18 protein-coding genes are annotated in these 18,325 nt (G+C 70.3%); 8 read left to right on the top strand and 10 right to left on the bottom strand.

Features of this window, described 5'->3' with window-relative positions; all coding sequences use genetic code 11:
* Nucleotides 1-28 precede the first annotated feature (28 nt).
* Nucleotides 29-1,573 (top strand): AbgT family transporter, encoded by a 1,545-nt coding sequence (locus G408_RS0108075; protein WP_028770688.1) that lies wholly within the window; start codon nt 29-31, stop codon nt 1,571-1,573.
* Nucleotides 1,574-1,576: 3 nt separating this feature from the next.
* Here G408_RS0108075 and G408_RS0108070 read toward each other — a convergent pair whose 3' ends face one another.
* Genes G408_RS0108070 through G408_RS0108055 form a run of 4 tightly spaced genes read right to left on the bottom strand, consistent with a single transcriptional unit; the run spans nt 1,577 to nt 4,929 of the window.
* Nucleotides 1,577-2,530: a heme o synthase gene (locus G408_RS0108070; RefSeq protein WP_028770687.1), complete on the bottom strand. Its 954-nt coding sequence runs from the start codon at nt 2,528-2,530 to the stop codon at nt 1,577-1,579.
* Nucleotides 2,531-2,534: 4 nt separating this feature from the next.
* Entirely contained in the window at nt 2,535-3,665 is a 1,131-nt protein-coding gene (locus G408_RS0108065) for a COX15/CtaA family protein (RefSeq protein WP_028770686.1), read from the bottom strand.
* Nucleotides 3,662-4,219 (bottom strand): hypothetical protein, encoded by a 558-nt coding sequence (locus G408_RS0108060; protein WP_028770685.1) that lies wholly within the window; start codon nt 4,217-4,219, stop codon nt 3,662-3,664. The genes G408_RS0108065 and G408_RS0108060 overlap by 4 nt, the downstream gene beginning before the upstream one ends.
* Nucleotides 4,216-4,929, bottom strand: coding sequence for an SURF1 family protein (locus tag G408_RS0108055; protein WP_037412820.1), 714 nt, complete (start codon nt 4,927-4,929; stop codon nt 4,216-4,218). Before G408_RS0108055 ends, G408_RS0108060 begins: the two co-directional genes overlap by 4 nt.
* A gap of 57 nt (nt 4,930-4,986) precedes the next feature.
* Between G408_RS0108055 and G408_RS0108050 the strand changes: the two genes are divergently transcribed.
* Entirely contained in the window at nt 4,987-5,193 is a 207-nt protein-coding gene (locus G408_RS0108050; RefSeq protein WP_028770683.1) for a DUF2909 domain-containing protein, read from the top strand.
* A gap of 88 nt (nt 5,194-5,281) precedes the next feature.
* Here the strand turns inward: G408_RS0108050 and G408_RS0108045 are convergent, their stop codons facing one another.
* Genes G408_RS0108045 through G408_RS0108020 form a run of 6 tightly spaced genes read right to left on the bottom strand, consistent with a single transcriptional unit; the run spans nt 5,282 to nt 9,986 of the window.
* The gene (locus G408_RS0108045; protein ID WP_028770682.1) at nt 5,282-6,157 is read right to left on the bottom strand and encodes a cytochrome c oxidase subunit 3; all 876 of its coding nucleotides are present in this window, start codon (nt 6,155-6,157) and stop codon (nt 5,282-5,284) included.
* Nucleotides 6,158-6,188: 31 nt separating this feature from the next.
* On the bottom strand, nt 6,189-6,785 hold the full coding sequence (locus G408_RS0108040) for a cytochrome c oxidase assembly protein (protein ID WP_028770681.1): 597 nt from the start codon (nt 6,783-6,785) through the stop codon (nt 6,189-6,191).
* Nucleotides 6,782-6,925: a hypothetical protein gene (locus G408_RS15320; RefSeq protein ID WP_156890107.1), complete on the bottom strand. Its 144-nt coding sequence runs from the start codon at nt 6,923-6,925 to the stop codon at nt 6,782-6,784. Before G408_RS15320 ends, G408_RS0108040 begins: the two co-directional genes overlap by 4 nt.
* A 23-nt stretch (nt 6,926-6,948) precedes the next feature.
* Nucleotides 6,949-8,577 carry a cytochrome c oxidase subunit I gene (ctaD, locus tag G408_RS0108030; protein WP_028770680.1) on the bottom strand — a complete coding sequence of 543 codons (1,629 nt, stop codon included), beginning with the start codon at nt 8,575-8,577 and terminating at the stop codon, nt 6,949-6,951.
* A gap of 17 nt (nt 8,578-8,594) precedes the next feature.
* Nucleotides 8,595-9,470: a cytochrome c oxidase subunit II gene (coxB, locus tag G408_RS13805; protein WP_051282791.1), complete on the bottom strand. Its 876-nt coding sequence runs from the start codon at nt 9,468-9,470 to the stop codon at nt 8,595-8,597.
* Between the two features lie 15 nt (nt 9,471-9,485).
* Complete coding sequence (locus G408_RS0108020; protein WP_028770679.1) at nt 9,486-9,986, bottom strand: DUF2244 domain-containing protein; 501 nt, start codon at nt 9,984-9,986, stop codon at nt 9,486-9,488.
* A gap of 153 nt (nt 9,987-10,139) precedes the next feature.
* Here G408_RS0108020 and putA point away from each other — a divergent pair, with 153 nt between their 5' ends.
* The 6 genes from putA to G408_RS0107990 all read left to right on the top strand — a co-directional run bounded on the left by putA (nt 10,140) and on the right by G408_RS0107990 (nt 18,020).
* Nucleotides 10,140-13,349 (top strand): bifunctional proline dehydrogenase/L-glutamate gamma-semialdehyde dehydrogenase PutA, encoded by a 3,210-nt coding sequence (gene putA / locus G408_RS0108015; RefSeq protein WP_051282790.1) that lies wholly within the window; start codon nt 10,140-10,142, stop codon nt 13,347-13,349.
* A gap of 107 nt (nt 13,350-13,456) precedes the next feature.
* A complete protein-coding gene (locus G408_RS0108010) occupies nt 13,457-15,067 on the top strand; it encodes an ExeA family protein (RefSeq protein ID WP_028770677.1) in 1,611 nt (536 codons plus the stop codon).
* A 4-nt stretch (nt 15,068-15,071) separates the two neighbouring features.
* On the top strand, nt 15,072-15,818 hold the full coding sequence (locus tag G408_RS15095; protein WP_084628138.1) for a general secretion pathway protein GspB: 747 nt from the start codon (nt 15,072-15,074) through the stop codon (nt 15,816-15,818).
* A 2-nt stretch (nt 15,819-15,820) separates the two neighbouring features.
* A complete protein-coding gene (locus G408_RS0108000) occupies nt 15,821-16,498 on the top strand; it encodes a rhomboid family intramembrane serine protease (protein WP_028770675.1) in 678 nt (225 codons plus the stop codon).
* 28 nt (nt 16,499-16,526) lie between these two features.
* A complete protein-coding gene (locus G408_RS0107995) occupies nt 16,527-16,847 on the top strand; it encodes a DUF1820 family protein (protein WP_028770674.1) in 321 nt (106 codons plus the stop codon).
* Nucleotides 16,848-17,051: 204 nt separating this feature from the next.
* Nucleotides 17,052-18,020: an IS5 family transposase gene (locus G408_RS0107990; RefSeq protein WP_028770673.1), complete on the top strand. Its 969-nt coding sequence runs from the start codon at nt 17,052-17,054 to the stop codon at nt 18,018-18,020.
* Nucleotides 18,021-18,325: the final 305 nt, after the last annotated feature.

Genomic DNA, 18,325 nt, shown 5'->3' with positions numbered 1-18,325 from the left:
GCCCGTCACCCCGGAGATCCGCCCCGCGATGGAACCCACGCCGCCCCACCGCGAGCTCGGCTCGCGCCTCGAACGCATCGGTCGCCGCATCCCCGATCCGGTGCTGCTCTTCGTCGGCCTCTGGGTGCTGACCTTCGTGGCCGCCAGCCTGCTCGGCGGCCACACCTTCTCGACCCCCGGCGCCGGTGGCGCGCCCATCGAGCAGGTGATCCGCCCGGTGTACCAGGCCGAGCACGTGCGCTGGATCGTCGACAACGCCCTGGTGCAGAACTGGCTGGCCTTCGGCAACGGCGTGCTCGGCGTCATCCTCGTCGTCACCCTCGCCATCGGCGTGGCCGAACACGCCGGCCTGCTCGGCGCCCTGATCAAGAAGGCCGGTCGCCGCGTGCCGCTCACCTGGATGCCGGTGATGCTGGTCTTCCTCGGCATCATGAGCTCGCTGGCCACCGACGCCGGCTACCTCATCCTGGTGCCGCTGGCCGGCCTGCTCTACGCGGCGATGAAGCAGAACCCGCTGATCGGCATGGCCGCGGCCTTCGCCGGCGTCTCGGCGGGCTTCAGCGCCAACCTGATCCCGGCCACCCCGCCCGACGTCATCGTCGGCATGAACGCCCGGGTGTTCGCCGAGGCCCAGCAGGTGCCCTTCGTCGGCGGCGACGGCCGCCCGCTCAATCCCGCCACCATGAACTACTTCTTCATGGTGGCCTCCACCTTCCTGCTCGCCGCCATCGGCGGCTGGGTGACCAAGCGCTTCGTCATGCCGCGCCTCGCGAACGCGCCCTACACCGTGCCGGCCGACCTCGATCTTGGCGAGTTCGAGCTGAGCGAGGGCGAGCGCCGCGGCCTGCGCGCCGCCCTGCTCGCCACCCCCGTGGCCCTGCTGGTGCTGGCCGGGCTGGCGCTCGGGCCGCTGGCTGCCTTCGAGAACGACAGCGGCGTGCGGGTGAATCCCTTCGTCAACAACATCATCCTTGCCATCTCGCTGTTCTTCGTGATGGTGGGCGCTACCTTCGGCTTCGCCAGCGGCCGCTTCCGCGGCCTTGGCGACGTGGTGGCCGCGGCCACGAAACAGATGAACACCACCGGCTACATCGTGGTGCTCACCTTCTTCAGCTACAACGCCCTGGCCCTGCTGGGCTACAGCGGCATCGGCGCCTACATCACCTACCTCGGCGCGCAGGCCCTGCTGGGCCTCGGCGTGGCCGAGTACCCGGTGCTGCTGCTGATCGGCTTCGTGCTCACCACCGCCCTCATCAACCTGTTCGTCGGCGGGCTCAACTCGAAATGGCTGCTGCTCGGCCCGATCTTCGTGCCCATGCTCTACCAGGTGAACCCGCAGATGACCCCGGACCTGGTGGCCGCGGCCTACCGCGTGGCCGACTCCTCCACCAACATCATCACGCCGATGATGTCCTATGCCGGCATCGTGCTCGCCTTCATGCGCCGCTACCGGCCGGAGATGGGCCTCGGCGACATGATCCTGATGATGCTGCCCTACTCCGCCGCCTTCCTCGTGGCCTGGACCGGGCTTCTGCTCGGCTTCTTCCTGCTGGGCCTGCCGCTCGGCTTCTGAGCCTCAGCCCACCCGCTCGAAGCCAATCTCGGCCGGCGGCGGAGCCGGCGCCGGCCCGAGGTAGTGGTCTGCCAGCAGGAAGCCGAACAGCACCATCAGGTAGACCACCGAGTAGTTGAACACCCGCATCGGGTACAGCGGGTCGGGCGGGTTGAACAGGCGCACCGCGTACCAGAGGAACACTCCGCCCAGCACCAGCGCGCCGCCGAGGTAGAACAGCCCGCTCATGCCGCTGGCGAAGGGCAGGATCGTGGCCGCCACCAGCAGCAGGGTGTAGAACAGGATCTGCCAGCGCGTGTACTCCACGCCGTGGGTCACCGGCAGCATCGGCACCATCGCCCGGGCATAGTCCTCCTTGCGGAAGATCGCCAGCGCCCAGAAGTGCGGCGGCGTCCAGACGAAGATGATCAGCACCAGCAGCAGGGCGTGGTGGTAGTCGAAGGGCGGGCCGAACAGGGCGGCGAAGGGCACGCCCTCCGGCCAGCCCTTCACCGCGGCCCAGCCGAGCAGCGGCGGCGCGGCGCCGGCGAGGCCGCCGATCACGATGTTCTGCGGCGTGGCGCGCTTGAGATAGCCGGTGTAGACGATGGCATAGCCGATCAGCGAGGCGAAGGTGAGCGCCGCGGTGAAGGGATTCACCCACAGCGCCAGCACCAGCATCGAGACCACGCCGAGGGCCACGGCGAACAGCAGCACCTGGGGGCCGGTGAGCGAGCCGGTGGGCAGGGGGCGGTGGGCGGTGCGCGCCATCAGTGCATCGATGCGCTGGTCGAGCAGGTGGTTGATGGCCGCCGCCGAGGCCGCGGCCAGCCAGATGCCGAGGCTGCCAAGCAGCAGGACGCGCGTCCCCGGCCATTCCGGCGTGGCGAGGAACATGCCGATCACCGCGGTGAAGACGATCAGCGCCACCACCCGCGGCTTGGTGAGCTCCCAGTACTGGCCGGCGAGCGAGGCCATCGGCTCAGGCCCCGGGCGAGCGCAGGCGCGCCAGCAGGGTGACCACGGTGAACAGCATCAGCACCGCCACCAGCAGGTGGGCGGTGGCGACATACAGCGGCAGGCCCATCACCACATTGGCGATGCCGAGCGCCACCTGCGCCACCAGCAGCACCAGGAGCAGCACGCCCGAGCCCCGGAAGCCCGGGGTGAAGGCGAGGCGGAAGCCCAGCAGCACGAAGTAGGCCGCCACCACCAGCGCGCCGATGCGGTGGGTGAGCTGGATGGCGGCGCGGGCAGCGGCATCCAGCACGCCGCCCTCGTAATCGACGCCGATGCCACGCCAGAGCACGAAGCCCTCGGCGAAATCGGTGGCCGGCCACCATTCGCCCTTGCAGGTGGGGAAGTCGAGGCCGCAGGCCAGGGCGGCATAGTTCGCCGCCACCCAGCCCCCGAGGGCGATCTGCAGCACCAGCAGCCCCAGGCCGGCCCAGAGCCAGCGGCGCAGGGCCGGGGCATCCACGTGCAGGCGCATGGCGTTCGGCGTGCTCCACCAGGCCAGCACGGTGAGCAGCGAGAAGGTGGCAAGCCCGCCCAGCAGATGGCTCATCACGATCACCGGCTTCACCAGCCAGATCACCGTCCACATGCCGAGCAGGGCCTGGAAGGTGACCAGCATCAGCAGGCCCATCGAGAGCCGGGTCACGCCATCGGCCCAGCGCACGAGACCGGACAGCCACACCGCCTGCCCCGCCGCAGCAAGACCGAGGGCGAGGCCGTGGTCGACCTTGATGTAGGCGAAGATCGCCGCCACCACCAGCAGCGTGCCTGCCGCGACGGTGGCGAGGCCCTGCGGGCGGCGGCGGGCGGCCAGCAGGGCCAGGGTGAAGACCAGCAGGCCGAGGCTGGCGGCGAGGATGCGGTGCACCTGCTCCCACACCGCCTTGTGCACTTCCACCGCGCGCTCGAAGGTGGCGTTGGCATGGGCGATGTCGGCCTCGCTGGTGGGCCAGGTGATCTTGCCGTAGCAGGTGGGCCAGTCCGGGCAGCTCAGGCCGGCGTTGTTCAGGCGGGTGAAACCGCCGAGGAAGATCACGCCGAAGGCGACGATGACCGCCACCCAGGCGAGGCGATGGAAATGGCGGACGGGGATCACTCGGTCACCTTCAGCAGCCGGGCGAGGTCCTTGCGGAGGCCGGTGGGGTCGAAGCCGGGTTCGTAACGCATCACGAGGAAGCCGTTCGGGTCGATGAGGTGCACGGCAAGGCTGCCCTCGACGTGCGCGGCGGGCAGTTTCGCACGGAGCGCCGGCGAGGGCGCCATCGGCAGGAAGGCGCGGTATTCCGGGGCCTGCGCCGGCACCTCGCCGAACCACAGCACCTGCACCCGGTCGGCATGCCGGCCTTCGGCCACCCAGACGCGGTAGAGCGTGTCGCTGAGGCGCAGGCAGGGCTCGCCGCAGTCCGGCGGCGGCAGCACCACCACCCGCCACAGGCGGCGCTCGCCCTCCCATTCGGGGTAGGGCCGGCCATCGGCATGGGACAGCCCGAGGACCCCGAGCTCCACCGGCGGCTGCAGCAGCTCGCCGGCATTGCGGGTGGCCGTGGGGCGCCAGCCGGAGAAGATCAGGAAGACGGCGATGCCGAAGGACACGAAGAACAGCGCCACCACCAGCAGCAGGGTGGCGCGCGAGCGCAGGACGGGGTTCATGGACGTCGGAACTGGAGGTAGAGGGAGAGCAGCAGCAGGCCTGTGGCGAAGCCGAACCACTGCAGGGCGTAGCCGCGGTGTTTCTCGGGCGGCAGGGTATTCGGCAGCAGGTCGAGGTCGCGTTCGTGGCCGAAGGGCAGGACGGGATCGAGGCGCAGCACCGCGCCCTCGAGCAGTCCCGCTGCGCGCGGCGCCGCGGCCTCGCGCAGGGCCTCGGGCGTCAGCCGCAGGGCCAGCCAGCCCTGGTCGGGCAGGGGCGAGAGGGCCGGGCCGATGGCAAGCCCGGCAGACGGCGGCGGCGCCAGCAGGCCGGCCAGGCGCAGCGCCCCGTCGGGCAGCGCCGGCTCGGCCGGTACCGTGCGGTCGGCCGGCAGCGGCTGCCAGCCCACGTCTACCCAGAGCCGGTGGCCGTCGGCGAGCCGGGCGAGGCGGTACACCTGCACGCCCACCTGCCCGCCCCGGCGCTGCTGGTCGAGGCGCAGGGCCGGGTGGGGCTCGAACGTTGCCTCGAGTTCCACCCAGGCCGGCATGGCGGCCAGCGCCTGCGGCAATGGCGCCGGCTCCCGGCGTTCCAGCACCGCGGCGGCCTGATCGAGACGGGCCTGCTTCTCCTCGGCACGCCCCAGCTGCCAGACCCCGGCGCGCAGGAACAGCGCCAGCAGGGCCAGCACCAGGGCCCAGCGCAGCGCGAGACGGGAACGGCGCTTCACCCCGCGCCTCCGCGGCAGGCGGATAATGCGGGCTTCGATTCCGCTTCAGGCCACCCCGTGGAAAAACTCATCGTCATCGCCTTCATGGCCGTCATCGTCTGGAACCTCTTCGCGGCCCTCTTCCACATGGTCTCGAAACCGCAGGCCGATGGCCGCATGGTGCGCGCCCTGAGCTGGCGCATCGGCCTGTCGATCGCCCTGCTCGCCATCATGGCGGCCGGCCACTTCCTCGGCTTCTGGCGCTTCCACGGCATCGGCCAGTGACCCGCCCCGGCGCGGCCCTCCCGGATGCCCCGCGAAGACGACGAGGCCGGCATTCGCCGGCCTCGTGCGTTGCGGGCGTGTCCCGGGCTCAGAGCACGTAGACGAACAGGAACAGGCCCAGCCAGACCACGTCCACGAAGTGCCAGTACCAAGCCACCGCCTCGAAGCCGAAGTGCTTCTCCGGGGTGAAGTGGCCCTTCAGCACGCGGAACCAGACCACGGTGAGCATCACCGTGCCAAGGAAGACGTGCAGGCCGTGGAAGCCGGTCAGCATGTAGAAGGTGGCGCCGTAGATGCCCGAGCTGAGGCGCAGGTTGAGGTCGGACCAGGCATGGCCGTACTCGTAGGCCTGCACGCCGAAGAAGCAGAAGCCGAGCAGGATGGTGGCGCCGAGCCAGGCCAGCACCTTGCCGCGCTGCCCGGCCACCATGGCGTGGTGGGCGATGGTGAGGGTGAGGCCCGAGCTGAGCAGGATGATGGTGTTGATCAGCGGCAGGCCGAAGGCCGGCAGGGTACCGAACTCGCCGCCGACGTTGGCCGGGCCGTTGGCCGGCCAGCCGGCCACGTAGCCGTCGTAGAGGAACTGGTTGGCCAGCGCCCCGTGACCCTCGCCCGAGAGCCAGGGCAGGGCGAACTGGCGGACGTAGAACAGCGCGCCGAAGAAGGCGGCGAAGAACATCACTTCCGAGAAGATGAACCAGATCATCCCCTGGCGGAAGCTGACGTCGACCTGGCCGTTGTACTTGCCCGACTCCGACTCGCGGATCACGTCGCCGAACCAGCCGAACAGGGTGTAGATCATCATCGCCAGACCGGCCATGAAGACCCAGAAGGCGGTGTCGCTGCCGTTGAACCAGGTGACGAGGCCGATCATCAGCACGAACAGCGAAACCGAGCCCACGAAGGGCCACTTGCTGTGGTGCGGTACGTAGTAGACGTCGGCGTCGTGGTGTGCGGTGGCCATGCGGGTCCCCTGCGGTGGAACGGTGGAAAGGTCAGCGCGGCACCGCGAGCGGCGCCGTCGCCAGCGCCGGCGCGGGGGCCGGGGCGGCGGCGAGCGCGCGCGCGGTGGCCGGCTCGTTCTTGAAGAAGGTATAGGACAGCGTGATGGTGCGGACGTTGGCCGGCAGCGCCGGATCGACGATGAAACGCACCGGCATCACCTTGCGCTCGCCCGGGGCGAGCAGCTGCTCGGTGAAGCAGAAGCATTCGGTCTTGACGAAGTAACCGGCGGCCACCACCGGCGCCACCGAGGGCGCGGCATTACCGACCACCGGGCCGGCATCGAGATTGCCGGCCACGTAGTTCACTTCGTAGGCCTGCCCCGGCACCACCTCCATCGACAGCTGCTCGGGCTCGAAGGACCAGGGCAGCCTGGAGTTCACGGTGGCGTCGAACTCGACGCGCACCGTGCGGTTGGGGTCGATGGCGATGTCGGCGAGGCGGCGCTCGCCGGCCGGGCCGGTCTCCAGCTTGATGCCGAAGACCTTCTCGCAGGCGATCTCATAGAGCGGCACCAGGCCGAAGGCGGCGCCGAAGCTCAGCAGCGAGACGAGGGCGATGCGCCGGGCGGTGGCGGCGTGGCTACTCATGCCCCCGCCCCCCCGCGGCTGACGATCATCCACAGGGCATAGAGGTAGAAGCCGGCGGCGATGGCCCCCAGCACGATGACCGTCCGCCGCACCGAACCGCGGCGGGGGGCATCGTCCCGGGACTCACGCGGAGCGTCCACGTCTCAAGACTCCGTGCGGAAGATCAGTGGCTCACGTCGCCGTGCGCCAGGTCCTCGTCGCGGATGACCGGCGGCTTCGTGAAGGTGTGGTGCGGGGCCGGCGAGGGCACCGTCCACTCGAGGCCCCGGGCACCCTCCCAGGCGCGCGCCTCGGCCTTCTTGCCGCCGCGGGCGCACTGCCACACCACCGCCACGAACAGCAGCTGGGCAAGGCCGAAGCCAAAGCCGCCGATCGAGGACAGCAGGTTGAAGTCGGCGAAGGCGACGTTGTAGTCCGGGATGCGGCGCGGCATACCGGCAAGGCCGAGGAAGTGCTGCGGGAAGAACAGCAGGTTGACGAAGATGGTGGACAGCCAGAAGTGCCACTTGCCCAGCGTCTCGTTGTACATGTGGCCGGTCCACTTCGGCAGCCAGTAGTACACGCCGGCCATGATGCCGAACACGGCGCCGCTCACCAGCACGTAGTGGAAGTGCGCCACCACGAAGTAGGTGTCGTGGTACTGGTAGTCGGCCGGCACCATCGCCAGCATCAGGCCCGAGAAGCCGCCAATGGTGAACATCACCACGAAGCCGAGCGCGAACAGCATCGGCGTCTCGAAGGTCATCGAGCCGCGCCACATGGTGGTGACCCAGTTGAACACCTTCACACCGGTGGGGATGGCGATCAGCATCGTGGCGTACATGAAGTACAGCTCGGCGCCGAGCGGCATGCCCACGGTGAACATGTGGTGCGCCCAGACGATGAAGCTGAGGAAGGCGATCGAGGCCGTGGCGTACACCATCGCCTGGTAGCCGAACAGCGGCTTGCGGGCGAAGGTCGGGATGATCTCCGAGACGATGCCGAAGGCCGGCAGGATCATGATGTAGACCTCGGGGTGCCCGAAGAACCAGAACACGTGCTGGTAGAGCACCGGGTCGCCACCGCCGGCGGCATTGAAGAAGTTGGTGCCGAAGAACTTGTCGGTGAGCAGCATGGTCACCGCGCCGGCCAGCACCGGCATCACCGCGATCAGCAGGAAGGCGGTGATCAGCCAGGTCCAGACGAAGATCGGCATCTTCAGCAGGTCCATCCCCGGGGCACGCATGTTGAGGATGGTGGCGATGATGTTGATCGCGCCCATGATGGAGCTGATGCCCATCAGGTGGATGGCGAAGATGGTGAAGGCCACGTTCGAGCCGCCCTGCAGCGACAGCGGCGGGTAGAGCGTCCAGCCGCCCGCCGGACCGCCCGAGCCGATGCCGAAGGCCTGCAGGATCAGCGGCATCAGCAGCAGCAGGAAGGCGAAGGGCATGATCCAGAAGGACCAGTTGTTCATGCGCGGCAGCGCCATGTCCGGCGCGCCGATCATCAGCGGGATCATCCAGTTCGCGAGGCCGACGAAGGCCGGCATCACCGCGCCGAAGATCATGACCAGCGCATGCATCGTGGTCATCTGGTTGAAGAAGGCCGGATCGACCAGCTGCAGGCCGGGCTGGAACAGCTCGGCGCGGATCACCAGCGCCATCGACCCGCCGATGAGGAACATCACCAGCGAGAAGATGAGGTAGAGCGTGCCGATGTCCTTGTGGTTGGTGGACAGGAACCAGCGCTCGAAGAAGCTCTGCTGGTGGCCGTGGTCGTCGTGATGCGTGGCGGCGTGGGCGTTAGCCATGGGATGACCTCTCTAGCTCAACCCTGCGGGCCGGCGAGGGCCGGCTCGGCGGATGCGGTGCGGGCGGTGGTGTCGTTCGCGGCCTTCATGGCGGCGAGGCGGGCCTGGAACTCCTCGCGCGGCACGGCCTCGACCACGATCGGCATGAAGCCGTGGTCCTTGCCGCACAGCTCGGCGCACTGGCCGCGGTAGATGCCGGGCTCGCGGATCTCGGTCCAGGCCTCGTTCACGAGGCCGGGGATGGCGTCCATCTTCCAGCCGAGCGCCGGCACCCACCAGGCGTGGATCACGTCGTCGGCGGTGAGCACGAAGCGCACCTTGGTGTTGGTGGGCAGCACCAGGCGGTTGTCGACGTCGAGCAGGTAGTTGGCGTTCTCCGGGTCGTGCTTGTCGACCTTGACGCCGCTCTGGCGCAGGCGGTCGGAGTGGCGGTCGAGGCGGCTGGTGAAGCGCACGCCCTCGCCCACGTACTCGTAGGACCACAGCCACTGCTGGCCGACGATCTTCACCGTCATCTCGTGTTCGCTGGTGTTGTAGGCCTCGATCACCTTGATGGTGGCCGGGTAGGCCATGACCACGAGGATCAGGGTCGGGATGGCGGTCCAGATCACTTCCAGCTTCGTGCTGTGCACGAAGCTCTTGTCGGCCACCGCGCCCTTCGACTTGCGGAAGCGGAGGATGGCGATGGCCATGGCACCGAACACCACCACGCCGATGACCACGCAGATCCACAGCATGATCATGTGCATGTCGTAGGCGCGCTGGGCGGTCTCGGTCACGCCCTGGGTCATGTTGAGCTGCCAGCGCTCCGGCTGGCCCGCCGCGGCCGCCAGCGTGGCGCCCAGGCTGGCCACAAGGCCGGCGATCGCGTGTTGGGGTCGGAACTTCTTCATGCCGATGACCTCACCTCAGGATTCTTCCACCGGCGCCCGGCCCGAGGCCGCCGCCAGCATCGACCGCAACCGGCCGAGCAGCTCGTCGCGCTCGTCGGGCGGCAGGAAACTGCCGATCTCCACCTCCCGGCCCTGCGAGCCGAGGCATATCGCCCCGGGCCCGCCGCGGCCGGACGCCCGGCGCAGGCGCACCCAGTAGGGATGCGCGCTGAACACCGCGGCATCGTCGGGCGAGCGGCGCACCTCGAGGCGCTGCCCGCCCACCACGATCCGCTCGTAGCGGTCGCCTGACCGCCACACCCAGCGCAGCGCCACCGCGACGATGGCGAGGTCCAGCACGGCGAAGGCGGGCGCGAAGGCATTGCCCATGGCGAAGCTGTAGCCCGCCACCACCGAGACCGGAACCGCGATCAGGACGAACAGGACGACGAATTGCCGCGGCGTCAGGATCCGCCTCGGGCGCAGCAGCAGCTGCGCCTCGGAACCGGTCACCGACGGCGGCAGTTCATCGATCACGTGGGACGTGCCAAGACCTGCGACAGGGTGACGCAGTTTACGGCCCGCCCCGGAGCAGGGGCAAGCAAAGCCCCGTGAGGAAGGGCGCCGCAGCGCCGCCTTCACGCCCGCCGCCCCGGGTGGGGCTGACGCGCGCCCGGGCGCCCGGGCACACTGGCGGCTTGTCCCAAGCCGCCCCGCCGCCGCGTGAAGCCGATCCTCCGCCCCGAACTGCCCGGCGCCCCCTCGCCGGCCCGTGAACGCGTCACCGCCGCCTACGCCCGCGACGAGGCCGAGCACCTCGCCGGACTGCTGCCCTTCGCCACCCTGCCGGAAGCCCTGCAGGCCGGGGTGCAGGCCACCGCCGAGGCCCTGGTGGAGCGCACCCGGGTGCGCGCCGCCGACCCGGAGCTGGTCGAGGCCTTCATGCGCCAGTACGACCTGAGCTCGGAGGAGGGCGTGCTGCTGATGTGCGTGGCCGAGGCCCTGCTGCGCATCCCCGACCCGCACACCGCCGACAAGCTGATCCGCGACAAGCTCGGTGACGCGGCCTGGGAAAAGCACCTCGGCGGCTCCTCCTCGGTGCTGGTGAACGCCTCCACCTGGGGGCTGATGCTCACCGGCCGCCTCGTCACCCTGGCCGAGGACACCCGCCGCGACGTGGCCGGCGCCTTCAGGCGCCTCGTCGCCCGCACCGGCGAGCCGGTGGTGCGGCTGGCGGTGCGCCAGGCGATGAAGATCATGGGCCATCAGTTCGTGATGGGGCGCACGATTTCCGAGGCGCTCGAGCGCAGCCGCAAGGGCGAGAACGCCCGCTACCGCTACAGCTTCGACATGCTGGGCGAGGGCGCGCTCACCCGCCGCGACGCCGCCCGCTACTTCCAGGCCTACAAGGACGCGATCGGCGCCATCGGCGCCTCGCTGAAGGCCGCCGGCGGCGCGCCCAGCGTGTTCGCCGCGCCCAGCATCTCGGTGAAGCTCTCGGCCCTGCACCCGCGCTACGAGGTGGGCAAGCGCGCACGGGTGATGGCGGAACTCACCCCGATGGTGCTGGAACTGGCCCAGCACGCGAAGGCGCAGGGCATCGGCTTCACCATCGATGCCGAGGAGAGCGAGCGGCTCGAACTCTCGCTGGACGTGATCGGCGCCGCCTTCGCCGACAGGAGCCTCGACGGCTGGGAGGGCTACGGCCTTGCCGTGCAGGCCTACCAGAAGCGCGCGCCCTTCGTCATCGACGAGCTCGTCGCGCTGGCGCGGCAGGTGGGACGCCGGATGCCGATGCGCCTCGTCAAGGGCGCCTACTGGGATTCCGAGATCAAGAAGGCGCAGGTGGAGGGCCATCCGGGCTATCCGGTGTTCACCCGCAAGGTGAACACCGACGTGAGCTATCTTGCCTGCGCGCGGCGGATGTTCGCGGCCACCGACGCGCTCTACCCGATGTTCGCCACCCACAATGCCCACACCATCGCCGCCATCCACGCCATGGCGAACGAGGGCGGCACGCGCCGTGAGTACGAATACCAGCGCCTGCATGGCATGGGCGAGGACCTCTACGCCGAGGTGATCGGCGCCGACCGCCTCGGCGTGCCCTGCCGCGTCTATGCCCCGGTGGGCTCGCACGAGGACCTGCTGCCCTACCTGGTGCGCCGCCTGCTGGAGAACGGCGCCAACTCCAGCTTCGTCAACCGCATCACCGATGCCCGCGTGCCCGCCGCCGAGCTGGTGGCCGACCCGGTGGCCACGGTGCGCCGCAACGCCCTCTCGCCCCACCCCCGCATTCCGCAACCCCGCGACCTCTTCCGCTCGCAGAACGAACCCCGGACCAATTCCATGGGCATCAATCTCGCCAACGACGCGCAGCTGCGCGAGCTCGCCGACGCCATCAACGCCGCCGTGAAACCGTGGACGGCGCATCCCCTGGTGCCGGGCGCGGCGGCCTTCGGCGGATCGGTGAAGGTGACGAACCCGGCCGACCGCCGCGAGGCGGTGGGCGAGTACCACGCCGCCTCGGAGGCGAACGTGCAGCAGGCCTTGGCCAATGCCGTGAAGGCGCAGCCGGGCTGGGATGCCCTGCCCGCCGCCAGCCGCGCCGTCATCCTCGAAAAGGCCGCCGACCTGCTCGAGGCGCGCACGCCCGAGTTCATGGCGATGTGCGTGAAGGAGGCCGGCAAGAGCCTTGCGGCCTCGGTGGCCGAGGTGCGCGAGGCGGTGGACTTCCTGCGCTATTACGCGCTGCAGGCACGCGAGCTGTTCACCCCGGTGAAGCTGCCCGGCCCCACCGGCGAGTCGAACCAGCTCAGCCTGCATGGCCGCGGCGTGTTCGTCTGCATCAGCCCGTGGAACTTCCCGCTCGCCATCTACCTTGGCCAGGTGGCCGCCGCGCTCGCCGCCGGCAATGCCGTGATCGCCAAGCCCGCCGAGCAGACCACGCTGGTGGCCTTCGCCGCGACCCGGCTGCTGCACGAGGCCGGCATCCCCGAGGATGTGCTGCAGTTCCTGCCCGGCGACGGCGCCACCGTGGGCGCCGGCCTGACCCGCGATCCGCGGGTGGCCGGCGTGGCCTTCACCGGCTCGAACGAGACCGCCTGGGCCATCAACCGCGCCCTGGCCGCGCGCAACGCGCCGATCGCCGCCCTGATCGCCGAGACCGGCGGCCAGAACGCACTGATCGCCGACTCCTCCTCGCTGCCCGAGCAGGTGGTGAAGGACGCCATCGCCTCGGCCTTCGATTCCGCCGGCCAGCGCTGCTCGGCGGCGCGGGTGCTGTTCGTGCAGGAGGACATCGCCGACAAGGTGATGCAGATGCTGGCCGGGGCGATGGAGGAGCTGGTGGTGGGCGACCCTGGCCTGCCCAGCACCGACGTCGGCCCGGTGATCGACGAGGACGCCAAGCGTGGCCTCGAGGCGCATGCCGCGCGCATGGACAGGGAGGCCCGGCTGATCTGCCAGGTGGCCCTGCCCGAGGCCTGCGCCCATGGCTGCTTCGTCGCGCCGCGCGCCTACGAGATCGCCTCGATCCGGCAGCTCGAGCGCGAGGTGTTCGGCCCGATCCTGCACGTGGTGCGCTGGAAGGCCGACCAGCTGGACCAGGTGATCGCCGACATCAACGGCACCGGCTTCGGCCTCACGCTGGGCATCCATTCCCGCATCGACGCCACGGTGGAGCACATCGCGAAGCACGTGCGCGTGGGCAACTGCTATGTCAACCGCAACCAGATCGGCGCCGTGGTGGGCGTGCAGCCCTTCGGCGGCGAGGGCCTCTCCGGCACCGGGCCGAAGGCCGGCGGCCCGCACTACCTCGCCCGCTTCGCCACCGAGCGCACGCTCACCATCAACACCACCGCCGCCGGCGGCAATGCCAGCCTGCTGACGCTGGCGGAATGAGCACCGGGAACGGGGCGGCAGGCCGGCCGCGGCCGGGCCGCCGCCCCGCAGGACCTCGGCGCGCCACGACTGTGGCACCCTGAGGCCCTCCCGTACCGCGCGCCGCCATGCTCCTCGAGTACTACGGCTTTTCCGAACCGCCGTTCTCGATCACGCCGGACCCGCGCTTCGTCTTCCTCGGCGAGCGCCACCGCGACGCCCTGGCGCACCTGCATTACGGCATCACCCAGGGCGGCGGCGGCGGCTTCGTGCAGCTCACCGGCGAGGTGGGCACGGGCAAGACCACGCTCTGCCGCCTGCTGTTAGAGCAGCTGCCGGAGACGGTGCGCGTGGCCCTGGTGCTGAACCCCCTGCTCTCGCCGGTGGAACTGCTGGAGACCATCGCCGAGGAACTGCGGCTCGACCTCACCGGCGTGCGTGGCAGCCTGAAGGGCCTGTACGACCGCCTCAATGCCTTCCTGATCGACGCCTACGCGCAGGGCCTGCGGGTGGTGGTGATCATCGACGAGGCGCAGAACCTCTCGAAGGAGGCGCTGGAGCAGGTGCGCCTGCTCACCAACCTCGAGACCCCGACGCAGAAGCTGCTGCAGATGGTGCTGCTCGGCCAGCCGGAGCTGCGCACCCTGCTCGAGCGCCCGGAACTGCGCCAGCTGGCCCAGCGCATCACCGCCCGCTACCACCTCACGCCACTGGACGCCGAGGAGACCGAGGCCTACCTGCGCCACCGCGTGGCGGTGGCCGGGGCCACGCGCTTTCCCTTCACCCGGCTCGCCGTGAAGCGCCTGCACCAGCACTCCGGCGGGGTGCCGCGGCTGATCAACGTGATCGCCGAGCGCGCCCTGCTCGCCGGCTATGCCCGCGACGAGCAGCCGGTGGGCGAGCGGCTGGTGGATCTGGCTGCCCGCGAGGTGCTGGCCCGCCCGCTCTCGCGCCTGCCCCGGCCCTCGATGCCGGTGGTGGTGGGCGCGCTGCTGGCGCTGGCCATCCTCGCCTTCGCCCTGCGGCCCAAGCAGCCGGCAACGCCCCCCACGCCCAGCCTGGCCCCGGCCCTGCTCGCCCCCGCCCTGCCCCCGCCCCTGCTGGCAGGCCCGGCCTTCGCCGAGCGCCTCGCTGCGCTCGACCCCGGCGCCGAGGCCGCCGCCGGCGAACTGATGAAGCTGTGGGCCGTCCGGGCCGGGGAGGCCACGCCGGCCCGCCTGCTGGCCTGCCCGCCGGTGCTGGCGCCGGGCCTGTTCTGCCAGTCGGGCACGGCGAGCCTCGATGCCCTGGTGGCCAGCCGGCGGCCGGCCCTGGTCGCGCTGGAGGCCCTGCCCGGCGGCCGCAGTGCCGCGGTCTGGGCGGTGCTGCTCGGCGCCGATGCCCTGCGCGTGCGGCTCTGGCTGGGCGATGTGGTGGTGGATGTGCCGCGCATCGACTTCGTCCGTCATTTCCGCGGTCGCCACCTGCAGGCCTGGCGCGGACCGGATCTGCTGTGGCGCATCCCGGCGCCGGGCGATACCGGGCCCGACATCGACTGGCTGGCAGCGCGCGTGGCCGCCGCCCGGGGCCAGCCAGCCCCGGCCGGGCCGGCCGAGTTCGACCCGGCCCTGCAGGCCGCCATCCGTGAACTGCAGCGGGCCCATGGCCTGCGGGTGGACGGGGTGCCCGGCCCGGCCACCCTGCGGGCCCTGGGCGCGGAGCGCGAGGATGGGCCAGCCCTGCGGCGTGCCCTGGACTGAGCCGATGTCCCTGATCCTCGAGGCCCTGCGACGATCCGAAGCCGAGCGCCGGCGCGGCCAGCGCCCCGGCCTGTTCGATGGCGACCCGGCCCCGCCGCCGCGCCGCCGCGGCCCGCCCCCCTGGCGGCCAGCCCTGGGCGGGGCGCTCCTCGGCGCGGCCCTGGTGGGCGCGGGCATGGCTGGCTGGTGGTTCCGCAACGGCCTGGCTCCGGCTCCCCCGAGCCCCGCCGCCGCCGCCCCGCAACCGCCCGCCACCATGGTCGATGCCGGCTCGTCCGGCCCGCTTCACCCCGGCACGCTGAGGCCCGCTCCCCTGCCGCCCGCTCCGGCCGCCCTGCCAAGGCCTCCGCAGCCACCGGCCGAAGCCCGCCCGGTCCGGCCCGCCGCGCCCCCCGCGCCGGCCCCGTCCGGGGTGCCCGCCGCGCCCGGCACGCCCCCAGCGGCTCCCATGCCACCGGTCGCAGACGGCCCCGCCGCTGCCATGGCCACCGAGGGCTCCGCTGCCATGGCCAGCGGCCCCGCCGAGGGCGACCTGCCGCTCGCTGCCGCGCTGGCAGGCGGTGCCGTCCTGCCGCCGCTGCGCCTGAGCATGCATGTCTATGCCGAGGACCCGGCGCGGCGCTTCGCCATCCTCGACGGCGTGCGGGTGCGCGAGGGCGAGTCCCTGGAGGGCGGCCTGCAGGTGCTGGAGATCCGCCGCGACGGCCTGCGCCTCGCCTGGAACGGGCGCGTGCTCTGGGTGCCACGCTGATGCTGCTCGTCGATGCCCCGGGGCGGCGGCGGCGACGGCGGCGCTGGGCCACGCCGCTGATCCTGCTGCTCTGCGTCGGCGCCTTCCTCGGGCTCGCCACGGTGGATGCCGCCACCCGCGAGGCCCTGATCGTGCGCTGGGGGGCGCTCTCGGCCGAGGCCGGCGACTGGCACGTCCTGTTGCAGCCGGACCGCGCCGCCGGCCTCATCACCACGCTCGGCCTGCACGGCAACGGCACCCACCTCGTCGGCAACATGCTCTTCCTGCTGGTGTTCGGCCTGCCCGCCGAGCGCGCCCTCGGGCCGTGGCGCCTGCTGCTGCTGTTCATGCTGGGCGGCGCGGTGTCGAACTTCGTGGCCGCGCTCTCGCTGGACCGCCCCGACCGCGTGATCATCGGCGCCTCCGGCGCGGTCTCCACCCTGATCGGCGCCTACCTCGCCCTGTTCCCGAATGCCCGGCTCGGCGTGGTGCTGCCGCTCGGCCTGTGGCTGCAGTTCGTGCGCATGCCCGCGGTGGTGCTGATCACCCTGTGGGTGGTGATGCAGCTGCTCTTCACCTTCGCCGGCCCCAGCTTCGGCGCCGTGGCCTGGTGGGCGCACCTCTCCGGCTTCGCCTTCGGCTTCCTTGCCGCCCTGCTGCTGCGCGAGGGCCTGGCCCGGCGCTCGCGGCTGCACGGATGAGGGCCGCCGGGCGGCCTATACTCCCGCCATGGCGAAAGCGATCTACAAAATCACCTTTCTCAACGCCGGGCGCATCTACGAGCTCTACGCCCGCGACGTGCAGTCCAGCGCTCTGTGGGGCTTCACCGAGGTCTCGGAGCTGCTGTTCGACGTGAACGAGGGCCTGGTGCTCGACCCCACCGAGGAGCGGCTGAAGGACGAGTTCGGCCAGACCAGGCGCCTGTTCCTGCCGATGCAGAGCATCGTCCGCATCGAGGAAGTGGAGCGGAAAGGCAGCTCGGCCATCCGCGACGCCGGCAGCGGCGAGAAGGTGGTGACCCCGTTCCCGATGCCGTCGAAGGGGCGGTAGGCACACAGCGGACTTCGCTTGGAATGGCAATCCACGCGCCTGTAACAGCTGACCGATTGTTTGATCCGGAAATCTGAACGAAGGAGGTTACGAGGGGGAGGTTACGCATTGGGCAGGCTTGCCAAGCTCCGGAGCGGCTTGGGAAGGTCTGAACAACTCCGCCACTTTCGGCGAGAATTGGTCATCGGTTCAAGGGTGAGTTCGATGCAGCTGTCGTTCGGTGATGCCGAGGATCTGGGAGGCCGCAAGCGCACGCGGCGCGAAGTGTTCCTGGCCGAGATGGATCAGGTGGTGCCTTGGAAGGTGCTGCTGGCGCTGATCGAACCGCATTACCCGAAGCCGGGCCGCCCCGGCCGACAGCCTTACCCCTTGGCGACGATGCTGCGCATTCACTTCCTGCAGCAGTGGTACGCGCTCTCCGACCCGGCGATGGAAGAAGCGCTGGTCGACACGCCGGTGATGCGGCGGTTTGCGCAGTTGGGCGGGCTGGACGACATCCCGGACGAGACGACGATCTTGAACTTCCGGCGCCTGCTGGAGACGCACGGCTTGGCCGAGAAGATCTTCAAACAGGTCAACGCGCACCTTCAGCGCAAGGGCCTGAGCCTGCGGTCGGGGACGATCGTCGACGCGACGATCATCAACGCGCCGAGTTCGACGAAGAACGTGGACGGCGAACGTGATCCGGAGATGCACCAGGCGAAGAAGGGCAACCAGTGGTTCTTCGGGATGAAGGCGCACATCGGCGTGGATGACGCATCGGGCCTGGTGCACCACGTGGAATGCACGGCGGCGAATGTGTCGGACGTGACGCAGGCGCACAAGCTGCTGCACGGCAAGGAAGACGTGGTGTTCGGCGATAGCGGCTACACCGGCGTGGCCAAGCGTGACGAACTGAAGGGCGTCGATGTCGCGTTCCTGATTGCCGAGAAGCCGTCGGTGATCAAGGCGATGAAGACGAAACGGGAGCAGAGTCAGGCTCGCGCACTGGAGCGCTTGAAGGCGAGTGTGCGCGCCAAAGTCGAGCACCCATTCCGAGTGATCAAGCGGCAGTTCGGCTACGCGAAGGTGCGTTACCGCGGAATCGCGAAGAACGCGGCGCAGGTGCTGACGCTGTTCGCGCTGTCGAACCTGTGGATGTCGCGCCGGCGATTGCTGCCGGCGGCGGGATAAGTGCGTCCGCTGGACGGGGAAACCCGTCTGGCGGCGCGGAAAAACGTGAGACTCCGACCGAATTGACGCGATTTCGGCCTTCAGGCCGCGAAATCACGAGGGTTCGGCGGATTGTTCAGCCCTTCCTTAGGGCGAGGCAATCAGTCATCTAGATTTCTGCTCAGCTGACCTGCCGGCTTTTTTCGGACCACCGATTAGTTGAGGACGGCTCGGTGGGTTGATGCGGGTTGCTGCTTCTGGAACTCGTCCTTGAACTGCTTGGGTGTCCGGTAGCCGAGGCTCGAGTGTGGCCGATCCTCGTTGTA

This window comes from Silanimonas lenta DSM 16282 (genome assembly GCF_000429065.1).
GTDB classification, from domain to species: Bacteria; Pseudomonadota; Gammaproteobacteria; order Xanthomonadales; family Xanthomonadaceae; genus Silanimonas; species Silanimonas lenta.
This window is presented reverse-complemented; position numbering and strand designations above follow the sequence as displayed.

Bases quoted from the DNA above. Each gene is read 5' to 3' on its own strand.
- G408_RS0108075 (WP_028770688.1), top strand. From the start codon at position 29: ATGGAACCCACGCCGCCCCACCGCGAGCTCGGCTCGCGCCTCGAACGC.
- G408_RS0108040 (WP_028770681.1), bottom strand. From the start codon at position 6,785: ATGAGTAGCCACGCCGCCACCGCCCGGCGCATCGCCCTCGTCTCGCTG.
- G408_RS0108010 (WP_028770677.1), top strand. From the start codon at position 13,457: ATGCTCCTCGAGTACTACGGCTTTTCCGAACCGCCGTTCTCGATCACG.
- G408_RS0108045 (WP_028770682.1), bottom strand. From the start codon at position 6,157: ATGGCCACCGCACACCACGACGCCGACGTCTACTACGTACCGCACCAC.
- G408_RS0107990 (WP_028770673.1), top strand. From the start codon at position 17,052: ATGCAGCTGTCGTTCGGTGATGCCGAGGATCTGGGAGGCCGCAAGCGC.
- G408_RS0107995 (WP_028770674.1), top strand. From the start codon at position 16,527: ATGGCGAAAGCGATCTACAAAATCACCTTTCTCAACGCCGGGCGCATC.
- G408_RS0108070 (WP_028770687.1), bottom strand. From the start codon at position 2,530: ATGGCCTCGCTCGCCGGCCAGTACTGGGAGCTCACCAAGCCGCGGGTG.
- coxB (WP_051282791.1), bottom strand. From the start codon at position 9,470: ATGAAGAAGTTCCGACCCCAACACGCGATCGCCGGCCTTGTGGCCAGC.
- G408_RS15095 (WP_084628138.1), top strand. From the start codon at position 15,072: ATGTCCCTGATCCTCGAGGCCCTGCGACGATCCGAAGCCGAGCGCCGG.
- G408_RS0108060 (WP_028770685.1), bottom strand. From the start codon at position 4,219: ATGAACCCCGTCCTGCGCTCGCGCGCCACCCTGCTGCTGGTGGTGGCG.
- ctaD (WP_028770680.1), bottom strand. From the start codon at position 8,577: ATGGCTAACGCCCACGCCGCCACGCATCACGACGACCACGGCCACCAG.